Below are 16,823 nucleotides of genomic sequence, written 5' to 3' on the forward strand. Positions count from 1 at the left end.
CTAGTTTCTATTGCCGGATTTAGGTTTATTGGAAGGGCCACCCCCTCCGGGGCAGGCGCGCTGGGATGGTCCAGCGGTGGCCCGTGTGCTCGGCGGCTCGGTGCACGCGGTCTGGCGAGTGCTGCGCAAGGAGGGCATTTGCCTGCAGCGCCAGCGCTCGTGGTGCGTGAGCACTGACAAGCAGTTCGCAGCCAAGGCAGCCGATATCGTCGGGCTCTACCTGAGCCCACCGGAAAAGGCATTGGTGATAAGTGTGGATGAAAAGCCTGGCATCCAAGCCCTAGAGCGCGCCACCGGTTACGTGGAGACCGACAATGGTAAAATCGTCCAGGGACTCAAAAGCACCTACAAGCGCCACGGTACACTCAACTTGTTCGCTGCCCTTGATGTGGCCACGGGCTTGATCAAGACGCAGAAAACCACCCTTAAGCGCCGGGAGGAGTTCCTGCTGTTCATGGACCAAGTGGTGGCGGATCACCCGCCCGAGAGAGAACTCCACGTGATTTTGGATAATTATTGCACCCACAAAAAGTGCGACGCTTGGCTCGCTCGGCACCCCAATGTCCACTTCCACTTTACCCCAACCTCGGCGAGTTGGCTCAATCAAGTTGAAATCTGGTTCGGCATACTAACAAGGAAGGCGCTACGGGGCGCGAACTTCAGAAGCGTCGCCGAACTTAGTCAGGCCATTGACGCTTTCGTCGCCGCCTACCTGCCCAATGCCAAGCCGTTCAAGTGGCGCAAGCGCGAGGTCAAGGGAAGCCAACTCAGAAATACTATCATTAATCTACGCAATTAAGCACTAGATGTGCGAACGCGCAACCAACCGGCGGTGGCGGTGGTCCGCAAGGTCAACCAAATCACTCGCGGTTGGGCGACGGCGTTTCATTACGGCAACAGCACGCACGTGTTTAGTAACCAGCAGGCTTTTGTGCGCAACCGGTTGCGGCGGTGGCTGTGGCGAAAGTATAGCCGCACCCACGGACTCTTCGAGTTCTTCACCGACGACCGTTTGCATGGTCAATACAAACTATGGCACTGGCCGCTTACGGCGGCTTGGAAGCAATGAACTCCGCTGAAACCAAACCGAAAGAATGGGGACTCGGTAAGCCGTGTGCGGGAAAACCGCTTGCACGGTTTGACGAGGGGGAGGGTCGCGCTGACGGGTTACCGACGCGCGGCTCTCTCTACTCTACTAAACGGCCAAACTCCAGACCTTGAGCTCACGCTCAAGGCCACAAGGAGTGTGTTCGCGAATCATGTGGCCTGGAGCGTGAGCTCAAGGATTCGGCTGATCTGCGTTCGACTAGTCAGGGGCCAAACTCCAGGCCCTGAGCGTGAGCTCAGGGTCTGGATGCGCAAATACCGCGTAATCCCTGAGCTCACGCTCAGGGCCACAGGTCTTGCTGTCCAGAAACTGGGGTGCGTCAGCAACTGACGGTACACGCGCCTTCGGTCTTGCCACGGACAAGACGGGCGCGGCACTGTGGCGGCTCTCGCAGCAACGCCCGGGTGGTGGAATGGCAGACACGAAGGTCTTAGAAGCCTTTATCGTAAGATGTGCAGGTTCGACTCCTGTCCCGGGCACCAGCAGTGACTTACGGAAGTGGGGTGAGGTCGGAATTGACTCATACCTAACCCGGCCACCTAACCCTTGGGCATGAAAGTCATTTCCACCGCCACGCAAAACCTCGTTAAGGACGGCGACACGGGCGTCTATTACGCTCGGCTCAAGATCCAGGGGTTAAACAAATATCGGTCGCTGGACACCAAGGTCTCCACGACCGCTAAGCTGCGGCTCCAAGATAAGCTGAATGAAATCCGCGAGAGTGTTCCCACCGGAACTGTCGCCTCCGGCATGAACTTGAAGTCGACGTTCGAGGAGGTGGCGTTGATTTATACGCAGCAGGTGCAGGCCGACCCCAAACTGCGACCCGCGTCCAAAAAAGTTCGCCTGCGCCCCATTGCGACTCTTCGCCGCACGTGGCCGGAGTTGTTCGGCATGGAGGTCCGCCGCGTAACGGCGGCATCCATTGCTGGGTATATCGCCGACTTTGAACGGGGGAAATGGCCCTTTCTCCATTTTCTCGCAAAAACCAAGACCGTCGCAGGCAACTCCGCCTCCACCTTTAACAAGCTCGTCACCTGTCTTCGCGACACCTTCGAACTCGCGGTAAAGGCGCATGTCATCGCGAAGAATCCCGCCGCAGATTTAACCTATCAGCCTAAATCCGGCAATAGAAAGTGCGGCCGGCGGGCGTTGCCCGTCGGATAGATGAGGGTGGAGAGTGCTGCGGCAGGCTGAACGGAAGCGCGATCAGCTTGGGGCGGTGGCCAAAGGCGGTTCAGGGCCGAGTACAGGGAAGTTTTCCTGTAAAATCCTCGCTACGATTTGCCCCCAGCGCTGGGCGACACTCCATTGCTCCGCATTATGAAGGATACCATGTAACCATCTGGCCAGCTTTGTGATGAGTTCACTCAGGCGAGGTGCCTCGGCATGGCTCAAGCGCACGTCCAGGCGGCGTTGACCGGAGTGTTCGCTCTGCCGGGTCGCTCCGCAGAGCAGACGGGGACGTGTACTCACCGCCTCGTGGTGCTGACCGGGTTGAAGCAGGCGGTGATAGAGCGTCCACCAGTTGTAAACCAGTGCGGCCAAACGCGCGGCGTGCTGACAGGAGTTTAGCTCCTGGGAGGTAAACCCCGACCAGCTCCACTGGTTCTTGAGCTCGTCGAAGGGGTTTTCCGCGCCCCCACGTTCCCGATACAGGGTGGCAAGGGTAAGGATCTCGTAGGGCAGGCTCGTAACGAGGATCTGATGTTCGTAGATGATCGGCTCGCAGGCGGCCGCGTCGGGGATGTTCAGCAGCAAAGCGTGGTCGGCTTGCTCGCGCACGAGGCGGCGGCGGGCCCGGGGGTGGCGTTGGTCGTTGAGGCGACGGCGCAAGACCACCACACGTCGGGCCCGGTTCCAGCCTTGCAGGCGCAGGCAGCTTTCGCAGCCCTGCCAGCCTTGTCCGGCGTCGGTCCAAGCGGTGGTGGTGGTGCGTTCAAGCGCGGCCACCAGCTCGCGGGCCTTGGCGGTGCGGCGCAGTTTGAACAAATAGTTGAGTTTACGCGCTTCAGCTTCACTGAGCAGCGCCTCCTGGCCATAGGCGCAGTCACCGCGCAAAAGATGGGGCCGGCGCTCGGCTGGCAGTCGGTCGATGAGCGCCCACAGCCCCGCAAAACCATGTCCGGCGGCGGATTGATCGCCGGGGTGCACCTCCACGTCCAGACACAGGCGCAAGGTGGCGATCCAGTAGGTGTGGTAGGCGTGGCTGGGGCGTCCGGGCTTTTGCGGGTTATAGCCGATGCTGGCACCTTCCTGACGTCCATAGATGGGCTTGATGGTGACATCGATGTCGAGGATCCACTGGTTATCCAAAAACCCATGACAGGTTTGGTCGAGGTGACGCCGCAACCAGTCCTGCCCCTGCTCGGCACCGATGCGAGCCAGCGCCCGGCGCACACAATCCTCGCTGACAATCGACTTAAGTCCGAGCAGGCTCGGGGCAATGTCGTCGCCGCGCAGGGCCGCGAGGTGCGCGTAGCGATAGTGCCCGGAGAGCATCCCCAAAAGCAGGGTTCCAATCACGTCGCGAGGGCGGTGTGCGCGGTTGCTGCTGTAACAAAGCGGCGTGTCCGCAACCAGTGCCTCGAAGCCTCCTGTCGCACACAAGTACTGCGTGAAAAACACCAGTGCCCCCAAGGGGCTCACCGGCAACTCTGGGGCGAACTGCGCACGAAAACGTCCTCCGGGTGTATCCACAATCAACACCTCGGCGGCATCGCTTGGCGTTGCCTTGTGATCAGGGTTTTCTGACTCACCCTCGGGGTGAGCTTTTTCCGGCGGTAAAAACGGCGGCATATGACAGCCAAACAATCACCTGCGTGATTTTTGGCTAGTTTCTATTGCCGGATTTAGGTTTATGGATACGCCCCAGCATTTGAAACTTCGCCGGCGCCAATCCTGTGGCGGCAGTGAAGTGTTTGCGAAACGAGTCATAGCTCACGTAGAGGCTGCGCGCCACTGCAACCGCCGATTCGCCGGTCGCCAGTTTGCTCCGTGCCAGTTCCAGCCAATCCGGGTGTTTGGCCATACCCAGGTCGCGAATTTCCTGTTGGGAGGCTAAGTCTGCGAGGAGTGCGACAAGACGCCCGGCGGCCGCTAGCGCCGCCAGCTCCCCTATGGGTAGCTCGGGCGGTATCACTTCACAGATTCGACGTTGCCAGCGCGCCACGGGATCTGCGCGCCAGATAGGGCGATCCGGGGATATCAATCCTGTTTCACTCCATTGATCAAACATGCTGCCGGTAAACACCAGGTAGAGCTCCTCCCAGCGATCTCCAGCGCCGGGGCCATAGGCATGGCCCTGACCCGGAAAAACCCAAATCAAGTCGCCGGCGGTGACTCTCGTCGCGAAACCACTGGCGTTTCGGTAGTGCCCAGCCCCCGAAAGCAGGAGGATAATCGCATAGTCCCCCAGTATTCTAAGCCCTTGCCCAAACTCGAGCCCGGGGTCGCGTTTGCTCAAGCGCCCCGCGCGGGTAACGGCCCCCAGGCGCACTCGTTCTCCCGAACCTAGCAAAAGATCGGAAGCCGACTGGTTCTGTTCACGTCGCGCCAAAAGAGACAAAGATGTTCCCATTCGGGACATGGTTAGTATTGGCGATTTAGTTTACAAGTAGCGGATGACATCCAAAAATGACAATTCAACGCCTCCGCGCCACGTTCTAGGCGTGCTGGGGCTCGGTGAAGGTCGTAGCATCATTTCCGCCGCGCTGAGCAGCCAGCACTGGAAAATCGGGAATGTCTGCGACATGAACGAAGAACTCTGTCGCGAGCGGCAAAACGAGTTTGCTCTGCCGCGTTACACGACCCGCTACGAGGAATTGCTGGCCGATCCTGATATTGACACCATCGCCATTTACACGCCCGACCAGTTCCATGCCAGGCACTGCATCGAGGCCTTCCGTTCTGGAAAGCATGTGATCTGCACGAAGCCGTTGTTCGACACGCTCTCCGAGGCTGCCGCCGTGCGACAAGCCGCATCGAAGGCCCACCGCCGGCTTTTTGTCGGTCAAAGCTCGCGATTCTTCGGACCCATGCTGCGGCAACGCGCCGATTTTGAGGCTAGGAAAATGGGAGATGTTTACTCCGTGGAGGCCCACTACCACGCCAATCACGACTACTATTTCGCGAAACACAAAAACCTCGCCGCCTACAAGCCGCTCTACGGCGGCTTGAGCCACCCGGTGGATTTGGTGCGCTGGTATCTCGGGCCGATCGAGGAGGTGTTCGGCTATGCGATCCTTTCTCCCCGGGGAGCTTCCCTGGGCTTGCAGCATCCGGATGCGATGCACTTTGTTCTGAAATCAAAGGACGGGCGAATTGGCCGCGCCAGTGGTTGCTACAGCACGCCGACGCCCGCTGGCCTTCGCGACAGCCATGTGACTTGCGTGTTGCGCGGAGTCCAGGGCGGCAGCCAGGCCGATTATCCCGAACTTCGCTACTCGACCAATTTTCCGGGTGAGGGCGGCATCATCCACAGACTCGATCACGAAGCCAGTTTCTACTTTCGTTTCCCGAATCGTTCGCACCACGCCGGTGAGTTCCAAAACTACATCGATTACTTTGCCCGTTGCCTCGATACGGGCGTGTCCGCCGAGCCGGATTTGGAGGAGGGCATCGAGACCATCGCCATCATGCAGGCCATGGAGCTGAGCGTGGAGCGTGGACTGCCGGTCAAAATATCCGACGTGCTTGCATCCTATGGTCTCGCACCGGCGGTGCCCACTTCCTCATGAAAACCGGCATCAATCTCATGCTTTTTGGGGCGTCCCCGGCTTCATGGCCCAAGGACTTGATTCCTCGACTGCATGGGGCCGGAGCCGAATGGATCGAGGTGCCTGTCTTTGAGCCAAGGCCCGCTGTATTTAAGGAAATCGCCAGACAAATACGCGACCTCGGACTGGGTGTTTCGGTTTCCAGTGCCCTGCCGCCGCAGGCTTCTGCGGTGAGTGACCAAACGTCGGCTGATCATTGGCAGGAGTTCCTAGCGCGTTTGGCATGCACATCGGAAACATTGGGGGCCGAACTCATCGTCGGTCCGCTCTATCACCCGGTCGGCGGGTTCGCCGCGGGGAGTCAGAGTGATTTACAGCAACGTCTAGCGCAGCGTCTTTCAAAATGGAAACCCGAGGCCGCGGTGCGCCTGGCGATTGAGCCGCTCAATCGTTTTGAAACCAACGTGCTCAACCTCTGTGTAGACGGCGCACGTGTCGTGGACGCCGCCGCCAATCCTGCGGTGGGACTCATGGCCGATACGTTCCATATGCACATCGAGGAACGCGATCCCGCCGCCGCTCTCCGAGGCCTTGGCCCACGATGCATTCACCTGCATGCCAGCGAGAATGATCGCGGCCCCATCGGCGGGGGACAGGTTGACTGGGAACCCTGGCTCCCAGCCGCCAGAACCACCGGTGCTGCCAGCGTCGTTGCCGAGTGCTTCGCGGGAGGTCTTGCCGAACTTTCCGCTGCCACCCGCATCTGGCGCGACATCACCGGCGACCCTACCGACTGCGCTGCTCGATCACTTCAGTTTCTCTGCGACCTTCTTTCCCGCCGTTCACTCCACCACTAACCCAAATTACCTCTATGAAAATTGGATTCCACACCGACGCGTTTAACAGTGCCTTCGTCTCATTTCGCCACAGCGTGGACTGGGCCTCGAAACACAAGATCCCCAACATCGAATGCGGGATGCTAGATGGAGTCAGCTGGATTCACGGCCTCGGTTACCAGCCCCACGTGGGCCTCCACGAAGACCCGCTCGAACTGCGCGAATACATGGATGCGCGCCATGTCACCTTCTCCCAGGTGGACGCCGCCTATCCGCTTTCCGGCTTCGACGGGCTGACTCGCGGCGTGGCCTACATCGAAAAAACCATTCCGTGGGCCGCCCATGTCGGCTGCCCCTTTGTTGATACCACGGACGGCCTGCACAAGCCGGATGGCGTGGACGAGGAGGAATCCATGAAGTGGATGGCGCTTTCCTACCGCCGCGTCGTTTCGGTCGCGGCCCGATACGATATCGGTATCAATATTGAGCCTCACGGATATTTCACGACCAAGCCGAAGTATGTCGAACGCATGCTCGATTTCGTGGACAGCCCTTTGCTCGGCTTAAACATGGACACCGGCAACACCTTCATCGCCGGCCAAGACCCCGTCGCATACCTGAAGAAATTCATCACCCGCGTGAAACATGTCCATGTGAAGGATGTGTCCGCCTCGCTCGCCGCCGCTGTGCGGGGTGGCCAGACGGGGATCGCCCTGAGCCATTGCGCGCTCGGCGACGGCGTGAATGCCGACAACATCCGCGAGTGCCTCCGACTCTTGCACGCCCACGGCTACGATGGCGCCCTCAGTATCGAGTGCGAAGGTCAGTCCGGCCCGATGCTGGAAACTTCCCTCAACTGGCTGCGCAAGACGCTCAAGGAACTCGGAATCCCCGAGTAAAGGTTGGCACGCCTCCTCGCCCGATGCTTCCTGACCACCACATAAGAATCCGGCACTCACAAGTCAGGTTGCCTTGAGTTTGAATTTCTCAACCTGCCTGAGGGCCATCCAGTCGCAGATAGCGCCAAGGTCAGCGACTGGGACATTGGTGTGCGGTAGGGTGTGCAGGTAAGGTGGCGGGCCAAATTCTGGAGTCAGGGTGGAAGTCGCCAAGCCTCGGGCAGCCTGCGATTGCCAGACGAGTTCCCACCAGCTCTCGTGCGCTTTCAGGTGCGGTGCATATTCCGGTGCCGAGGGATCGGGGACTTGAGGCCCTTCCTCATACCCGACCCGTGCATGGAGATGGTGGCACTGGCTTGCAGCGAGCGCGATGGTGTCGGCCATGTCGGGCAGCAGTCGCTCGCAGACGCAGACCCAATGACTGAAATCGCAGGTCACGCGCAGGTCGGGAAACTGCTTCAGAATCTGCCGTGTCTGCCATGGCGTTCCGAAGTAGCGGAGTCGGTGGGTTTCGTGCGAAATGGGAATCCCCACCTCCTTTTCCAGAGCCAAGACCTGCCCGTAGAAATCCTCAGCCTCGGCGGGGCACCAGTTGTCGTAGCCGGAGTGGGCATTGAAAAACAGCGGTTCGTGTTCAAGGCACTCCTCGATCTGGACGCGCAGCGAATCCAGATGTTCGCGCACGGTTCCCCCGGCGATGAAGTCGTTGCTGAAGATTTGAGGCACCCATCCGAAGTTGGTTTCCTTGATAAAGCGTAGAAATATATCCCGGTCTGGCACGAACCGGATTGAAACTTCGAGGGCATCGTAGCCCACCTCCCGCCAATGCGGGAGATAGTGGTTCAGGCCGTGACTGAGATCAACGCCCCATAGGTGTCGGACAAGTTTAAGGTTCATGGAAGGTTTCAAAGGTGCGATGCGCAGTCCTTAAAATTCGTCGTAGGCGATTTGGTTGGCTGGGACGCCGAGGTCGGTGAGGACTTTGACGCAGGCCTTGATCATCTGGGGCGGGCCGCAGAGGTAGTATTCGACGGCCTTGGGGTTGGCGTGCGCGCGTAGGTGTTTTTCTAGGACAACGTCGTGGATGAAGCCGGTGTGGCCGGTCCAGGCGTCCTCGGGCAGCGGGGAACTGAGCGCGAGGTGGAAGGCAAAGTTTGGATGCTTGGTGGCAAGGGCGGCGAAGTAGTCGTCGTAGAAAATTTCCTGTTTGGAGCGGGCGCCATACCAGAAGGACACGCGGCGGGCGGTGTGCTCGGTCTCGAAGAGCTGCGAGAGGTGGGCGCGGAGCGGGGCCATGCCGGCGCCCCCGCCGATGTAAACCATCTCGCGCTGGGTGGGCTTGGGGTGGAAATCGCCGAAGGGGCCGATGGCGGTGACGGTGTCGCCCGGCCTTAGGCTGAAGACGTAGGCGGAGCCGACGCCGGGGGCGCAGGCCTGGCCGGGGGGCGGGGTGGCGATGCGGACGTTGAAGCGCAGGACTCGCTCAGTCTGTTGGTTGCTGGCGAGGGAGTAGTTGTTGCGGCGACCAGCCTCCGGATTCCGCGCGACGAGGTCGAAGACGTGCTGGGTGCGCCAGACAGAGGCGTAGGGCTCGGGGATATCGAAGTCGGCAAAGCGAAGTTCTGCTTAGGCGGGGATGTCGAGCTGGAGGTAGTCGCCGGGTGTGAAGGCGATCTGCTCGGCGGCGTCGATGGGCTCGAGGACGAACTCCTTGATGAAAGTGGCGACGTTGCGGTTGGAGACGACGCGGAGGCGGTAGGTTTTTTGCGGACGGGCGCCGACGCCGCCGGCCTGGACGACGTTGAGATGGAGACGGCCGCCGCGCTCCTCGATCTGGTAGGTGGCGAGGCCGCGGCAGATGGGGGCGCGGGCCGGGGAGCCGTCGGCGAGGTTAAAGCGACCGTTGTGCTTGGGGCACTCGATGATTTTGCCTTTAACAAGGCCGTCGGCGAGGTGGGTGTTGCCATGGGTGCAGATGCCGTCGGTGGCGTAGAGTTTGCCCTCGGCGTCACGATAGAGCGCGTAGGTCTTTTTGCCGTGGTCGAAGCGGATGACGTCGGCGGGGCCGAGGTCGGCGGCGGCGCAGACCTCGATCCAGCCGCGGGCGTCGGGCTTGGCGTCGGCGTGGCGTCCGGCGGCGGAATCGGCGACGCGGGACTTGGGGGTGGGGAGCACGCGTTTGACGTGGAAGGCGGGGTCTTTGACCTGGCGGAAGACGGAGGGAACGATCTCGCGCCAGGCGGCGAGCAGGCTCGGGTAGGGGGTGGGGCAGTCGTCCTTCACGGCGGCGTGGAGCTTCGGCAGGGCGTGGTAGGGAACGAGCGGGAACATGTGGTGCTCCACGTGGTAGTTCATATTCCAATACAGGTAGCGGTGGATGAAGTTCATGTAGACCGTCCGGCAGTTGAGGCGGTGGTCGAGGACGTTCTCGGCGAGGCCGGAGTGCTGGGTGAGGCCGTAGACGACCATGAGCCAGGAGCCGAAGAGGTTGGCGAGGCCGACGAAGAGCAGCGGGAGGATGCTCTGGGTGGCGATGGCGGTGGCGATGACGGCGGCGTAGATGGCGACGGAGATGCGGGCCTTGCGGTAGATTTTGGGGAACTCGGTCTCGGGAATGAAGGTCTTCTCGTCGGCGGACATGCGGCCGAAGGAGTGGCGGAGGAGTTTGCCGAAATAGACCGGATACACGCCGAGGTTGAAGAAGCCCATGACGATGGCTTTGACGTCGGGCGGGCGGGGGACGGCGATCTCGGGATCGCGGCCGACGATGATGGTGTCGGAGTGGTGGCGGGTGTGGGACCAGCGCCAGAGGGTGGACTCACGCATGACCATGAACGAGGCGATCTCGTAGAGGGCGTTGTTCATCCAGTCGGTCTTGAAGGCGGTGCCGTGGCTGGACTCGTGCCAGCGGGAGTCGGAGGTGGAGGCGTAAAGCACGGCGTAGAAGGCGTAGGGGATGAGGGCCCACCAAGTGCCCCAAAGGGCGTAGGTGGCGTAGGCGGTGCCGAGGAGGAGGGCGAACCAGATGAAGGTGTCACGGAGGGCGGGACCGTCGCGGCGCTCGAGGAGCTTGCGCATGGTGGCGCGGGGGACGGGGCATTGATACCACTCGGCCTCGGCGAGTCCGCGCTCGATGGCACGGGTGGCATTTTCACCCGTAAGACTGTAGTCAAGGTGGGGCGTAGGTTTGGAGAGAATAGTGGTATCTGTGCTCATGGGGCTAGGGAGCTGTTGTAGGGTGTTTTGTGCGGAACCGATGACCGAGGCATTAGCCGGTTGAGGTGTCATTCGTGGTGAAGACTTCGTCCATATTTGCCCACCACTCGCCCTCGGCACGGTCGTCGAGAGGGATATGGCAAGGCTTGCAAAGATCCCACCATTCCTGAGTTCTCGGGTCGGCTGCCATGCGGGCGGAGTCGGCGGCGATGTCCGCGCCGATGTATTCAAAGTAACTGAAGAGATAGTGATTCCCGTCGGGGAGCTTGCGGAGGAAGATCGAGTAGTTGCGGATGTTGCAGTCCTTTATCTTCTCAAGGATCTCCGGCCAGACCGCCTCGTGAACTCGTGCTTAATTGCGTAGATTAATGATAGTATTTCTGAGTTGGCTACCCTTGACCTCGCGCTTGCGCCACTTGAACGGCTTGGCATTGGGCAGGTAGGCGGCGACGAAAGCGTCAATGGCCTGACTAAGTTCGGCGACGCTTCTGAAGTTCGCGCCCCGTAGAGCCTTCCTTGTTAGTATGCCGAACCAGATTTCCACTTGATTGAGCCAACTCGCCGAGGTTGGGGTAAAGTGGAAGTGGACATTGGGGTGCCGAGCGAGCCAAGCGTCGCACTTTTTGTGGGTGCAATAATTATCCAAAATCACGTGGAGTTCCCTCTCGGGCGGGTGATCCGCCACCACTTGGTCCATGAACAGCAGGAACTCCTCCCGGCGCTTAAGGGTGGTTTTCTGCGTCTTGATCAAGCCCGTGGCCACATCAAGTGCAGCGAACAAGTTGAGTGTACCGTGGCGCTTGTAGGTGCTTTTGAGTCCCTGGACGATTTTACCATTGTCGGTCTCCACGTAACCGGTGGCGCGCTCTAGGGCTTGGATGCCAGGCTTTTCATCCACACTTATCACCAATGCCTTTTCCGGTGGGCTCAGGTAGAGCCCGACGATATCGGCTGCCTTGGCCGCGAACTGCTTGTCAGTGCTCACGCACCACGAGCGCTGGCGCTGCAGGCAAATGCCCTCCTTGCGCAGCACTCGCCAGACCGCGTGCACCGAGCCGTCGAGCGCACGGGCCACCGCTGGACCATCCCAGCGCGCCTGCCCCGGAGGGGGTGGCCCTTCCAATAAAGCCAGCACCCGATCTCGAAAGTCCTCACCGTAGGTGCGCTTCGCGCCCGGCCGTGCCGCATCATCCAGCCCCTTCATGCCAAGCAGCACAAAGCGATCCCTCCACTTTATTACGGTGTTCGGCCTAGTGTTGCAGCGGCGCGCCACCTCTTGCACCTGCTCGCCACTCACGCACCCAAGGATCATCCGGGCGCGCTCAACTCGCTGCCTCGACTCAATCCGGCTGGTGGCCCGTTTTTCTAGGGATTGCTGATCCCCCTCGCTACAAGTGATTCGCACGGCTTTTCGTCCCATCTACAAAGCGGATACAATATCACTTATTATTGCAAGTAAGCACTAGATGCGATTGAACCCTTGGAGGCACTGGCTCAAGCATAATGCACACGAAGCCTAACCTGCCTGTAAAGGCGTCTGTTCAGGTTTTTTATCGATAACGTGTCCAGGGCGAAATCGGCGAAACTTATTTTTTCCCGCCACTTTTACGCCCACTCGATTTGGGTGGACTGGTTTTCCTTACATGTGAGCGGCGAGCGGGAAAGCGTCTATTTCTGGCGGTTAGGAATGCACTTCTTCTTCGGTGGATCTTCTTCCCCTTAAAAAGAGTAATACTCTTCTTCCGTGGGTGGGTTTTCTTCCCTGTCCGGCCGGAACCGCTAATATCGCTTCTGAACCTATCGTCTCTGACGACGGTTCGGTCTCGGTGTAGGTTCTCGGCTAAATCCTACAGCCTTCAGGCTGTGGAACTTTAATGAACGACTTTGGCGCTCCGTAAAATATGAGGAAGTCTACCTCCATGCTTACGTCAACCTAGTCGAGGCCGAACGCCAACTACGCGCCTACTTAAGCTTCTACAACGACCGCCGTCCGCACAGTTCGCACGATGGCCAAACGCCTTCGGAAGTCTACCACCTGAAAACCAAACCCCAGAAGGCCGCCTGACGGAGGCCAGACAATGCGGGGAGGGAGCAAGCTCCCTCCCCTGGAGTTTGGCCCCAAAACGAATTGAGATCCGCCCCCCCCCCAGCTAAGGTAGAATCGTACCGCAGGTAGCAACGGCATGGGTTTCGATGAGTTCGTTGACGTGAGGGTGGCTGTTGCGAAGTCTGCGAAACTCTCCGGAGTGATCAGCTCAGATCGCCATACATGATGCGCAGCACCTGTATGGTTCTTGGCACGAGTTAAGTAGAGTAGAGAGAGCCGCGCGTCGGTAACCCGTCAGCGCGACCCTCCTCCTCGTCAAACCGTGCAAGCGGTTTTCCCGCACACGGCTTACCGAGTCCCCATTCTTTCGGTTTGGTTTCAGCGGAGTTCATTGCTTCCAAGCCGCCGTAAGCGGCCAGTGCCATAGTTTGTATTGACCATGCAAACGGTCGTCGGTGAAGAACTCGAAGAGTCCGTGGGTGCGGCTATACTTTCGCCACAGCCACCGCCGCAACCGGTTGCGCACAAAAGCCTGCTGGTTACTAAACACGTGCGTGCTGTTGCCGTAATGAAACGCCGTCGCCCAACCGCGAGTGATTTGGTTGACCTTGCGGACCACCGCCACCGCCGGTTGGTTGCGCGTTCGCACATCTAGCTCCATCCGCACTTTGTCGCGTAACTTGGCCAGACTTTTCGCACTGGGTTCCACGTGCGGATACCTTCGTTTGCTCTTCATGCCTTGCCGCCATGCGACGGAAAAACCGAGGAACTCAAAGCCTTCCTTTCGTGTATCCACCAGTCGGGTTTTCTCTTCGTTGAGCTTTAACTTACGTGCCTCCAGCCACCGTTTCAGTCGCGTTTGCAGCCCCGCCCCTTGACCCGGTTTGCACAGGATCAGGAGGTCGTCGGCGTAACGCACCATCGTCGGCTTTTGTTCGCACTTCTCATTCACCGCATGATCGAGGTCGTTGAGGTAGAGGTTCGCCAGCAGAGGCGATATAACTCCGCCTTGTGGCGTGCCACACCGGTTCGCGCTCACCTTGCGGCACCCCGTGTCCCGGTCCTCTTCCACGATGGGTGCGCGCAGCCACGTTTTTATTAAACGCAACACGCTCCCATCGCTCACCCGTTTGGCCACCAATTGCAGGAGTTCGCGGTGCGGGATCATATCGAAGTAGCTCGATAAATCCGCGTCCACCACCTCCACCTTTCCGCTCAGCAGGGCCTCTTTAACTTTGTCCATCGCCTGATGGGTCCGACGTTTCGGCCGGTAGGCGTAGGAATGGTCATGGAAGTCCGCCTCTAGGATTGGCTGCAACACGATCACCGCCGCGCTTTGCACCACCCGGTCTTTCACCGTAGGGATGCCCAGCGCACGACGTTTGGTCCTGGCCTGATCCTTCCATATATAGACGCGCAGGACCGGACTGGGTCGGTAGGTTTTCGTTCGCATTTCCTCCGCCAGCGCAAGCAGCCATGCCGCCCGATAGGCTTCGTTCTTTGCGAGCGTTTCCACCTCGAACCCGTCCACTCCCGGCACGCCGTCATTGGCGATCACCTGATCGAGCGCATCCGACAGAATGTCCTGCCGATACAGCTCTCCATACAAACTATAGAACCGCCAATGCGGCTCCGCTTTTGCTTTCCGATATAGCACACGTTGCAGCTTCCGAACCTTCGGTGACGTTTTTATCCAGAGTTCATCACCCCAGCCATCGTCGGGTCCTTTGCCGCTCTGTGATGCGTGGGAACAAGTGCCCTCCCTTCGCTCCCCGGCGGTTTTAATGTCCGCTAGATCATCACTACTATGGAGGTCTCCGACTCCTGCCACGGCCCGTCCGGCCTTACGAGGTTTTGCCGCGCTTGTGCCGGTGGTTGAGGCATCGCAAGACGCCCCACCGCCGCAGGTCTCACCACTTAACCTAACGACCTTTCCCACCCCGCCGCCCCCGCTGACTCCGCCGACGTGTTGATCGGAAATCAACGATTTAGGTCCTACGTCTTTGCGAGACTGCCTTTTCCGATCCTTGCAGTCTTCACCGTTCAGGTAGCGGCTGGACTCGTCGGTTGTTTCGGTAACGGAGCTCATTGGATGGGGTTCACCTTCGTTGCGGCTGACTGGTTCGGGCACACGGTCGTGCTTTCCGGCGAGGCCTCGCGGCCTGCATCCGTGACCGGGCCCTTCGACCGCGAATCATTAAATTCGGCCGAACAGACTTTCACTGTTATGGTTGTTAGTTTCATGGTCGCACACCCGAACGCCGAAGTTTTAACCACGGAATTCACAGATGAGCACAGATAACAGAGTGTTACTGAATTTGAAGACAGGATGAAAAAAAGGGGATCAAGCTGAGTCCGTTTACCTCCTAAGGGATTGTATCTGTGCAATCTGTGTAATCTGTGGTTGGTTTGAACTTCGGAATTCAGGTTAAACGGGAAAGGGCACCTGTAGTGAAACACCCTTGCCCACGACGGGCGAGGGGCCTTGCCTCACTGCTATGAACGCGTCCAACGACCCTTTGCATGGCATCACATTGGAGACGATTATAACCGAGCTTGTCGCCCTGTATGGTTGGGATGGCCTAGCAAGCAGGATCGACGTGCGCTGCTTCACCCACGATCCAAGCGTCAAATCGAGCCTTACTTTTTTGCGTAAAACCCCTTGGGCACGCAAAAAGGTGGAAGATCTTTTTGTACGCAGCCGACGTTAATTAACTCTCAGCGCTCAGGCGGTTTTAACAGCAGAACGCTCCCGCTATCCAGAGTCATCCAGAAAAGCAACTCAGGCCGGGCGCCCCAGTTTTTGAATAGTGAGCTGCTTTTAGCTGGAAAAACGGGTCCTAGTGTAGCGTGGGTTCTTGCTCAGCGAACCGGTGCGTGGCCCTGAGCGTGAGCTCAGGGTTCTGGATGCGCAAATACTGCGTAATCCCTGAGCTCACGCTCAGGGCCACAGGTCTCGCTGTCCAAAACGCCCCCTAAGGCCCCTAGTCGTGACTGGTGTGTTGGTTGCAGACCCGAAGCCTGTGCTACGTAGGACACGGACGCTTTCTTAAAAGGCACGTCCAAGGCCGAAACCGTGCCTAGCTAAAATTTGCGATGCTGGCGCTCGCGGGGTCAGGCAGCGAAGCCAAATCGGTTCTTGATGTCTGAAGCGTCCACCTGTATGGACTCAGCTAACAATTGGGAAACGATGCGTTCGGCGGCAATTTTAAGCATCCGGTCGAACTGGTGTTGAGTCAGCATGCCGCCTTCGTGGCGGATGGCCGTAATCCTGGCGTGAAGCAACAGGAGGCTCATCAGGAACTCCTCCGCCTCAATTGGATCTTCGGCAAAGTGGGTTCTAACGGTTGAATTGTGCTGAGGGAAAATAACGTAATCGATGGTGAATTTGCTGAGCATAAACGGGTTCCTTTCGGGGGGGGGGGGGGGGGGGAACGGGGGGGGGGTTAATAAGAGAGGTTGAGGTGTGGATGGCGGTAAACTTTGTGTTTGATCGCCTGCAGCTCGGCTTCGGCCTCGAGCCAGATGCCGAGGTCACAGTTAAGCGGGCGCCCCTGTTCCCGCCACAGCTCTTGAGCGCGGCGGGCGATTTCTTCATGGGTGACCGCGTGTTCCTCGGCCATCTCTTCGGCCAAGGTGGGGAGTAGGGTTGTCATTTGCATGGGGTATGCGGTGATTCTGGAGTCTTTTATTCGTAGGGACATGAATCGTAACGGGTTCCAATTAAGAGACGGCGCGAACGATCACGGAAAAGCCGAAATCGAGGCAGGCATTCAGTTGATTGGCCAAAAACCAGCGCGATTCAGCGTCGGGTAACCTACGCCAAATGGGTTTAAAAGCTAGGCGAGCTGCTCGATTTTCACCTTAAAGTCTGCCACCGCATTCAGCGAAAATGTTGCGCGTGCCTGGGTTCTATGAGGCGGGACAAAAAAACGGGGGCATGCGCCGATTTCACAACAGTTTTCAGCAAATGTGCCGATTGATATGGGCAGGTGATTC

Annotated in this window: 17 protein-coding genes, 1 tRNA gene and 2 pseudogenes; 9 read left to right on the forward strand and 11 right to left on the reverse strand. The window is 59.0% G+C overall.

Features of this window, described 5'->3' with window-relative positions; all coding sequences use genetic code 11:
- Positions 1 to 28: 28 nt before the first annotated feature.
- From H2170_14045 to H2170_14060, 4 genes and pseudogenes are all read left to right on the forward strand, one after another.
- Positions 29 to 799: pseudogene (locus H2170_14045) on the forward strand (IS630 family transposase).
- Between the two features lie 9 nt (positions 800 to 808).
- A complete protein-coding gene (locus tag H2170_14050; GenBank protein ID MCS6301197.1) occupies positions 809 to 1,069 on the forward strand; it encodes a hypothetical protein in 261 nt (86 codons plus the stop codon).
- Positions 1,070 to 1,506: 437 nt separating this feature from the next.
- Positions 1,507 to 1,590: transfer RNA gene (locus tag H2170_14055), tRNA-Leu, on the forward strand.
- Positions 1,591 to 1,660: 70 nt separating this feature from the next.
- Positions 1,661 to 2,275: a hypothetical protein gene (locus H2170_14060; GenBank protein ID MCS6301198.1), complete on the forward strand. Its 615-nt coding sequence runs from the start codon at positions 1,661 to 1,663 to the stop codon at positions 2,273 to 2,275.
- Positions 2,276 to 2,317: 42 nt separating this feature from the next.
- Here H2170_14060 and H2170_14065 read toward each other — a convergent pair whose 3' ends face one another.
- Positions 2,318 to 3,907, reverse strand: coding sequence for a transposase (locus H2170_14065; GenBank protein MCS6301199.1), 1,590 nt, complete (start codon positions 3,905 to 3,907; stop codon positions 2,318 to 2,320).
- Positions 3,908 to 3,941: 34 nt separating this feature from the next.
- Positions 3,942 to 4,574 carry an AraC family ligand binding domain-containing protein gene (locus H2170_14070; GenBank protein ID MCS6301200.1) on the reverse strand — a complete coding sequence of 211 codons (633 nt, stop codon included), beginning with the start codon at positions 4,572 to 4,574 and terminating at the stop codon, positions 3,942 to 3,944.
- 157 nt (positions 4,575 to 4,731) lie between these two features.
- On the opposite strand from H2170_14070, the gene H2170_14075 reads away from it, so the two are divergent.
- From H2170_14075 to H2170_14085, 3 genes are read left to right on the forward strand one after another with little or no spacing between them, the layout of a single operon-like run.
- On the forward strand, positions 4,732 to 5,847 hold the full coding sequence (locus tag H2170_14075) for a Gfo/Idh/MocA family oxidoreductase (GenBank protein MCS6301201.1): 1,116 nt from the start codon (positions 4,732 to 4,734) through the stop codon (positions 5,845 to 5,847).
- Positions 5,844 to 6,683, forward strand: coding sequence for a sugar phosphate isomerase/epimerase (locus H2170_14080; protein MCS6301202.1), 840 nt, complete (start codon positions 5,844 to 5,846; stop codon positions 6,681 to 6,683). Before H2170_14075 ends, H2170_14080 begins: the two co-directional genes overlap by 4 nt.
- 14 nt (positions 6,684 to 6,697) lie before the next feature.
- Complete coding sequence (locus H2170_14085; protein MCS6301203.1) at positions 6,698 to 7,561, forward strand: sugar phosphate isomerase/epimerase; 864 nt, start codon at positions 6,698 to 6,700, stop codon at positions 7,559 to 7,561.
- A gap of 63 nt (positions 7,562 to 7,624) precedes the next feature.
- Here the strand turns inward: H2170_14085 and H2170_14090 are convergent, their stop codons facing one another.
- The 6 genes and pseudogenes from H2170_14090 to H2170_14115 form a co-directional block, all read right to left on the reverse strand.
- Positions 7,625 to 8,458, reverse strand: a complete 834-nt coding sequence (locus H2170_14090; GenBank protein ID MCS6301204.1) for a sugar phosphate isomerase/epimerase — start codon at positions 8,456 to 8,458, stop codon at positions 7,625 to 7,627.
- A gap of 30 nt (positions 8,459 to 8,488) precedes the next feature.
- On the reverse strand, positions 8,489 to 8,884 hold the full coding sequence (locus H2170_14095; GenBank protein ID MCS6301205.1) for a hypothetical protein: 396 nt from the start codon (positions 8,882 to 8,884) through the stop codon (positions 8,489 to 8,491).
- A gap of 21 nt (positions 8,885 to 8,905) precedes the next feature.
- Positions 8,906 to 9,160 (reverse strand): annotated as a pseudogene (locus H2170_14100) (NADH:ubiquinone reductase (Na(+)-transporting) subunit F).
- 27 nt (positions 9,161 to 9,187) lie between these two features.
- Positions 9,188 to 10,777, reverse strand: coding sequence for a fatty acid desaturase (locus H2170_14105; protein ID MCS6301206.1), 1,590 nt, complete (start codon positions 10,775 to 10,777; stop codon positions 9,188 to 9,190).
- A gap of 52 nt (positions 10,778 to 10,829) precedes the next feature.
- Entirely contained in the window at positions 10,830 to 11,099 is a 270-nt protein-coding gene (locus H2170_14110) for an L-rhamnose mutarotase (protein ID MCS6301207.1), read from the reverse strand.
- Between the two features lie 30 nt (positions 11,100 to 11,129).
- Entirely contained in the window at positions 11,130 to 12,197 is a 1,068-nt protein-coding gene (locus H2170_14115; GenBank protein MCS6301208.1) for an IS630 family transposase, read from the reverse strand.
- 441 nt (positions 12,198 to 12,638) lie between these two features.
- Between H2170_14115 and H2170_14120 the strand changes: the two genes are divergently transcribed.
- Complete coding sequence (locus H2170_14120; GenBank protein MCS6301209.1) at positions 12,639 to 12,842, forward strand: transposase; 204 nt, start codon at positions 12,639 to 12,641, stop codon at positions 12,840 to 12,842.
- A 370-nt stretch (positions 12,843 to 13,212) separates the two neighbouring features.
- On the opposite strand, the gene ltrA is transcribed toward H2170_14120, so the two are convergent.
- Entirely contained in the window at positions 13,213 to 14,913 is a 1,701-nt protein-coding gene (ltrA, locus tag H2170_14125) for a group II intron reverse transcriptase/maturase (protein MCS6301210.1), read from the reverse strand.
- A 409-nt stretch (positions 14,914 to 15,322) separates the two neighbouring features.
- Here ltrA and H2170_14130 point away from each other — a divergent pair, with 409 nt between their 5' ends.
- The gene (locus tag H2170_14130; protein ID MCS6301211.1) at positions 15,323 to 15,535 is read left to right on the forward strand and encodes a DUF2132 domain-containing protein; all 213 of its coding nucleotides are present in this window, start codon (positions 15,323 to 15,325) and stop codon (positions 15,533 to 15,535) included.
- 403 nt (positions 15,536 to 15,938) lie between these two features.
- Here the strand turns inward: H2170_14130 and H2170_14135 are convergent, their stop codons facing one another.
- Together H2170_14135 and H2170_14140 are read right to left on the reverse strand one after the other, a co-directional pair.
- Positions 15,939 to 16,223 (reverse strand): hypothetical protein, encoded by a 285-nt coding sequence (locus H2170_14135; protein MCS6301212.1) that lies wholly within the window; start codon positions 16,221 to 16,223, stop codon positions 15,939 to 15,941.
- 47 nt (positions 16,224 to 16,270) lie between these two features.
- The gene (locus tag H2170_14140; GenBank protein MCS6301213.1) at positions 16,271 to 16,480 is read right to left on the reverse strand and encodes a DUF2934 domain-containing protein; all 210 of its coding nucleotides are present in this window, start codon (positions 16,478 to 16,480) and stop codon (positions 16,271 to 16,273) included.
- Between the last annotated feature and the right edge of the window lie 343 nt (positions 16,481 to 16,823).

This window comes from Opitutus sp. (assembly GCA_024998815.1).
GTDB lineage: Bacteria > Verrucomicrobiota > Verrucomicrobiia > Opitutales > Opitutaceae > Rariglobus.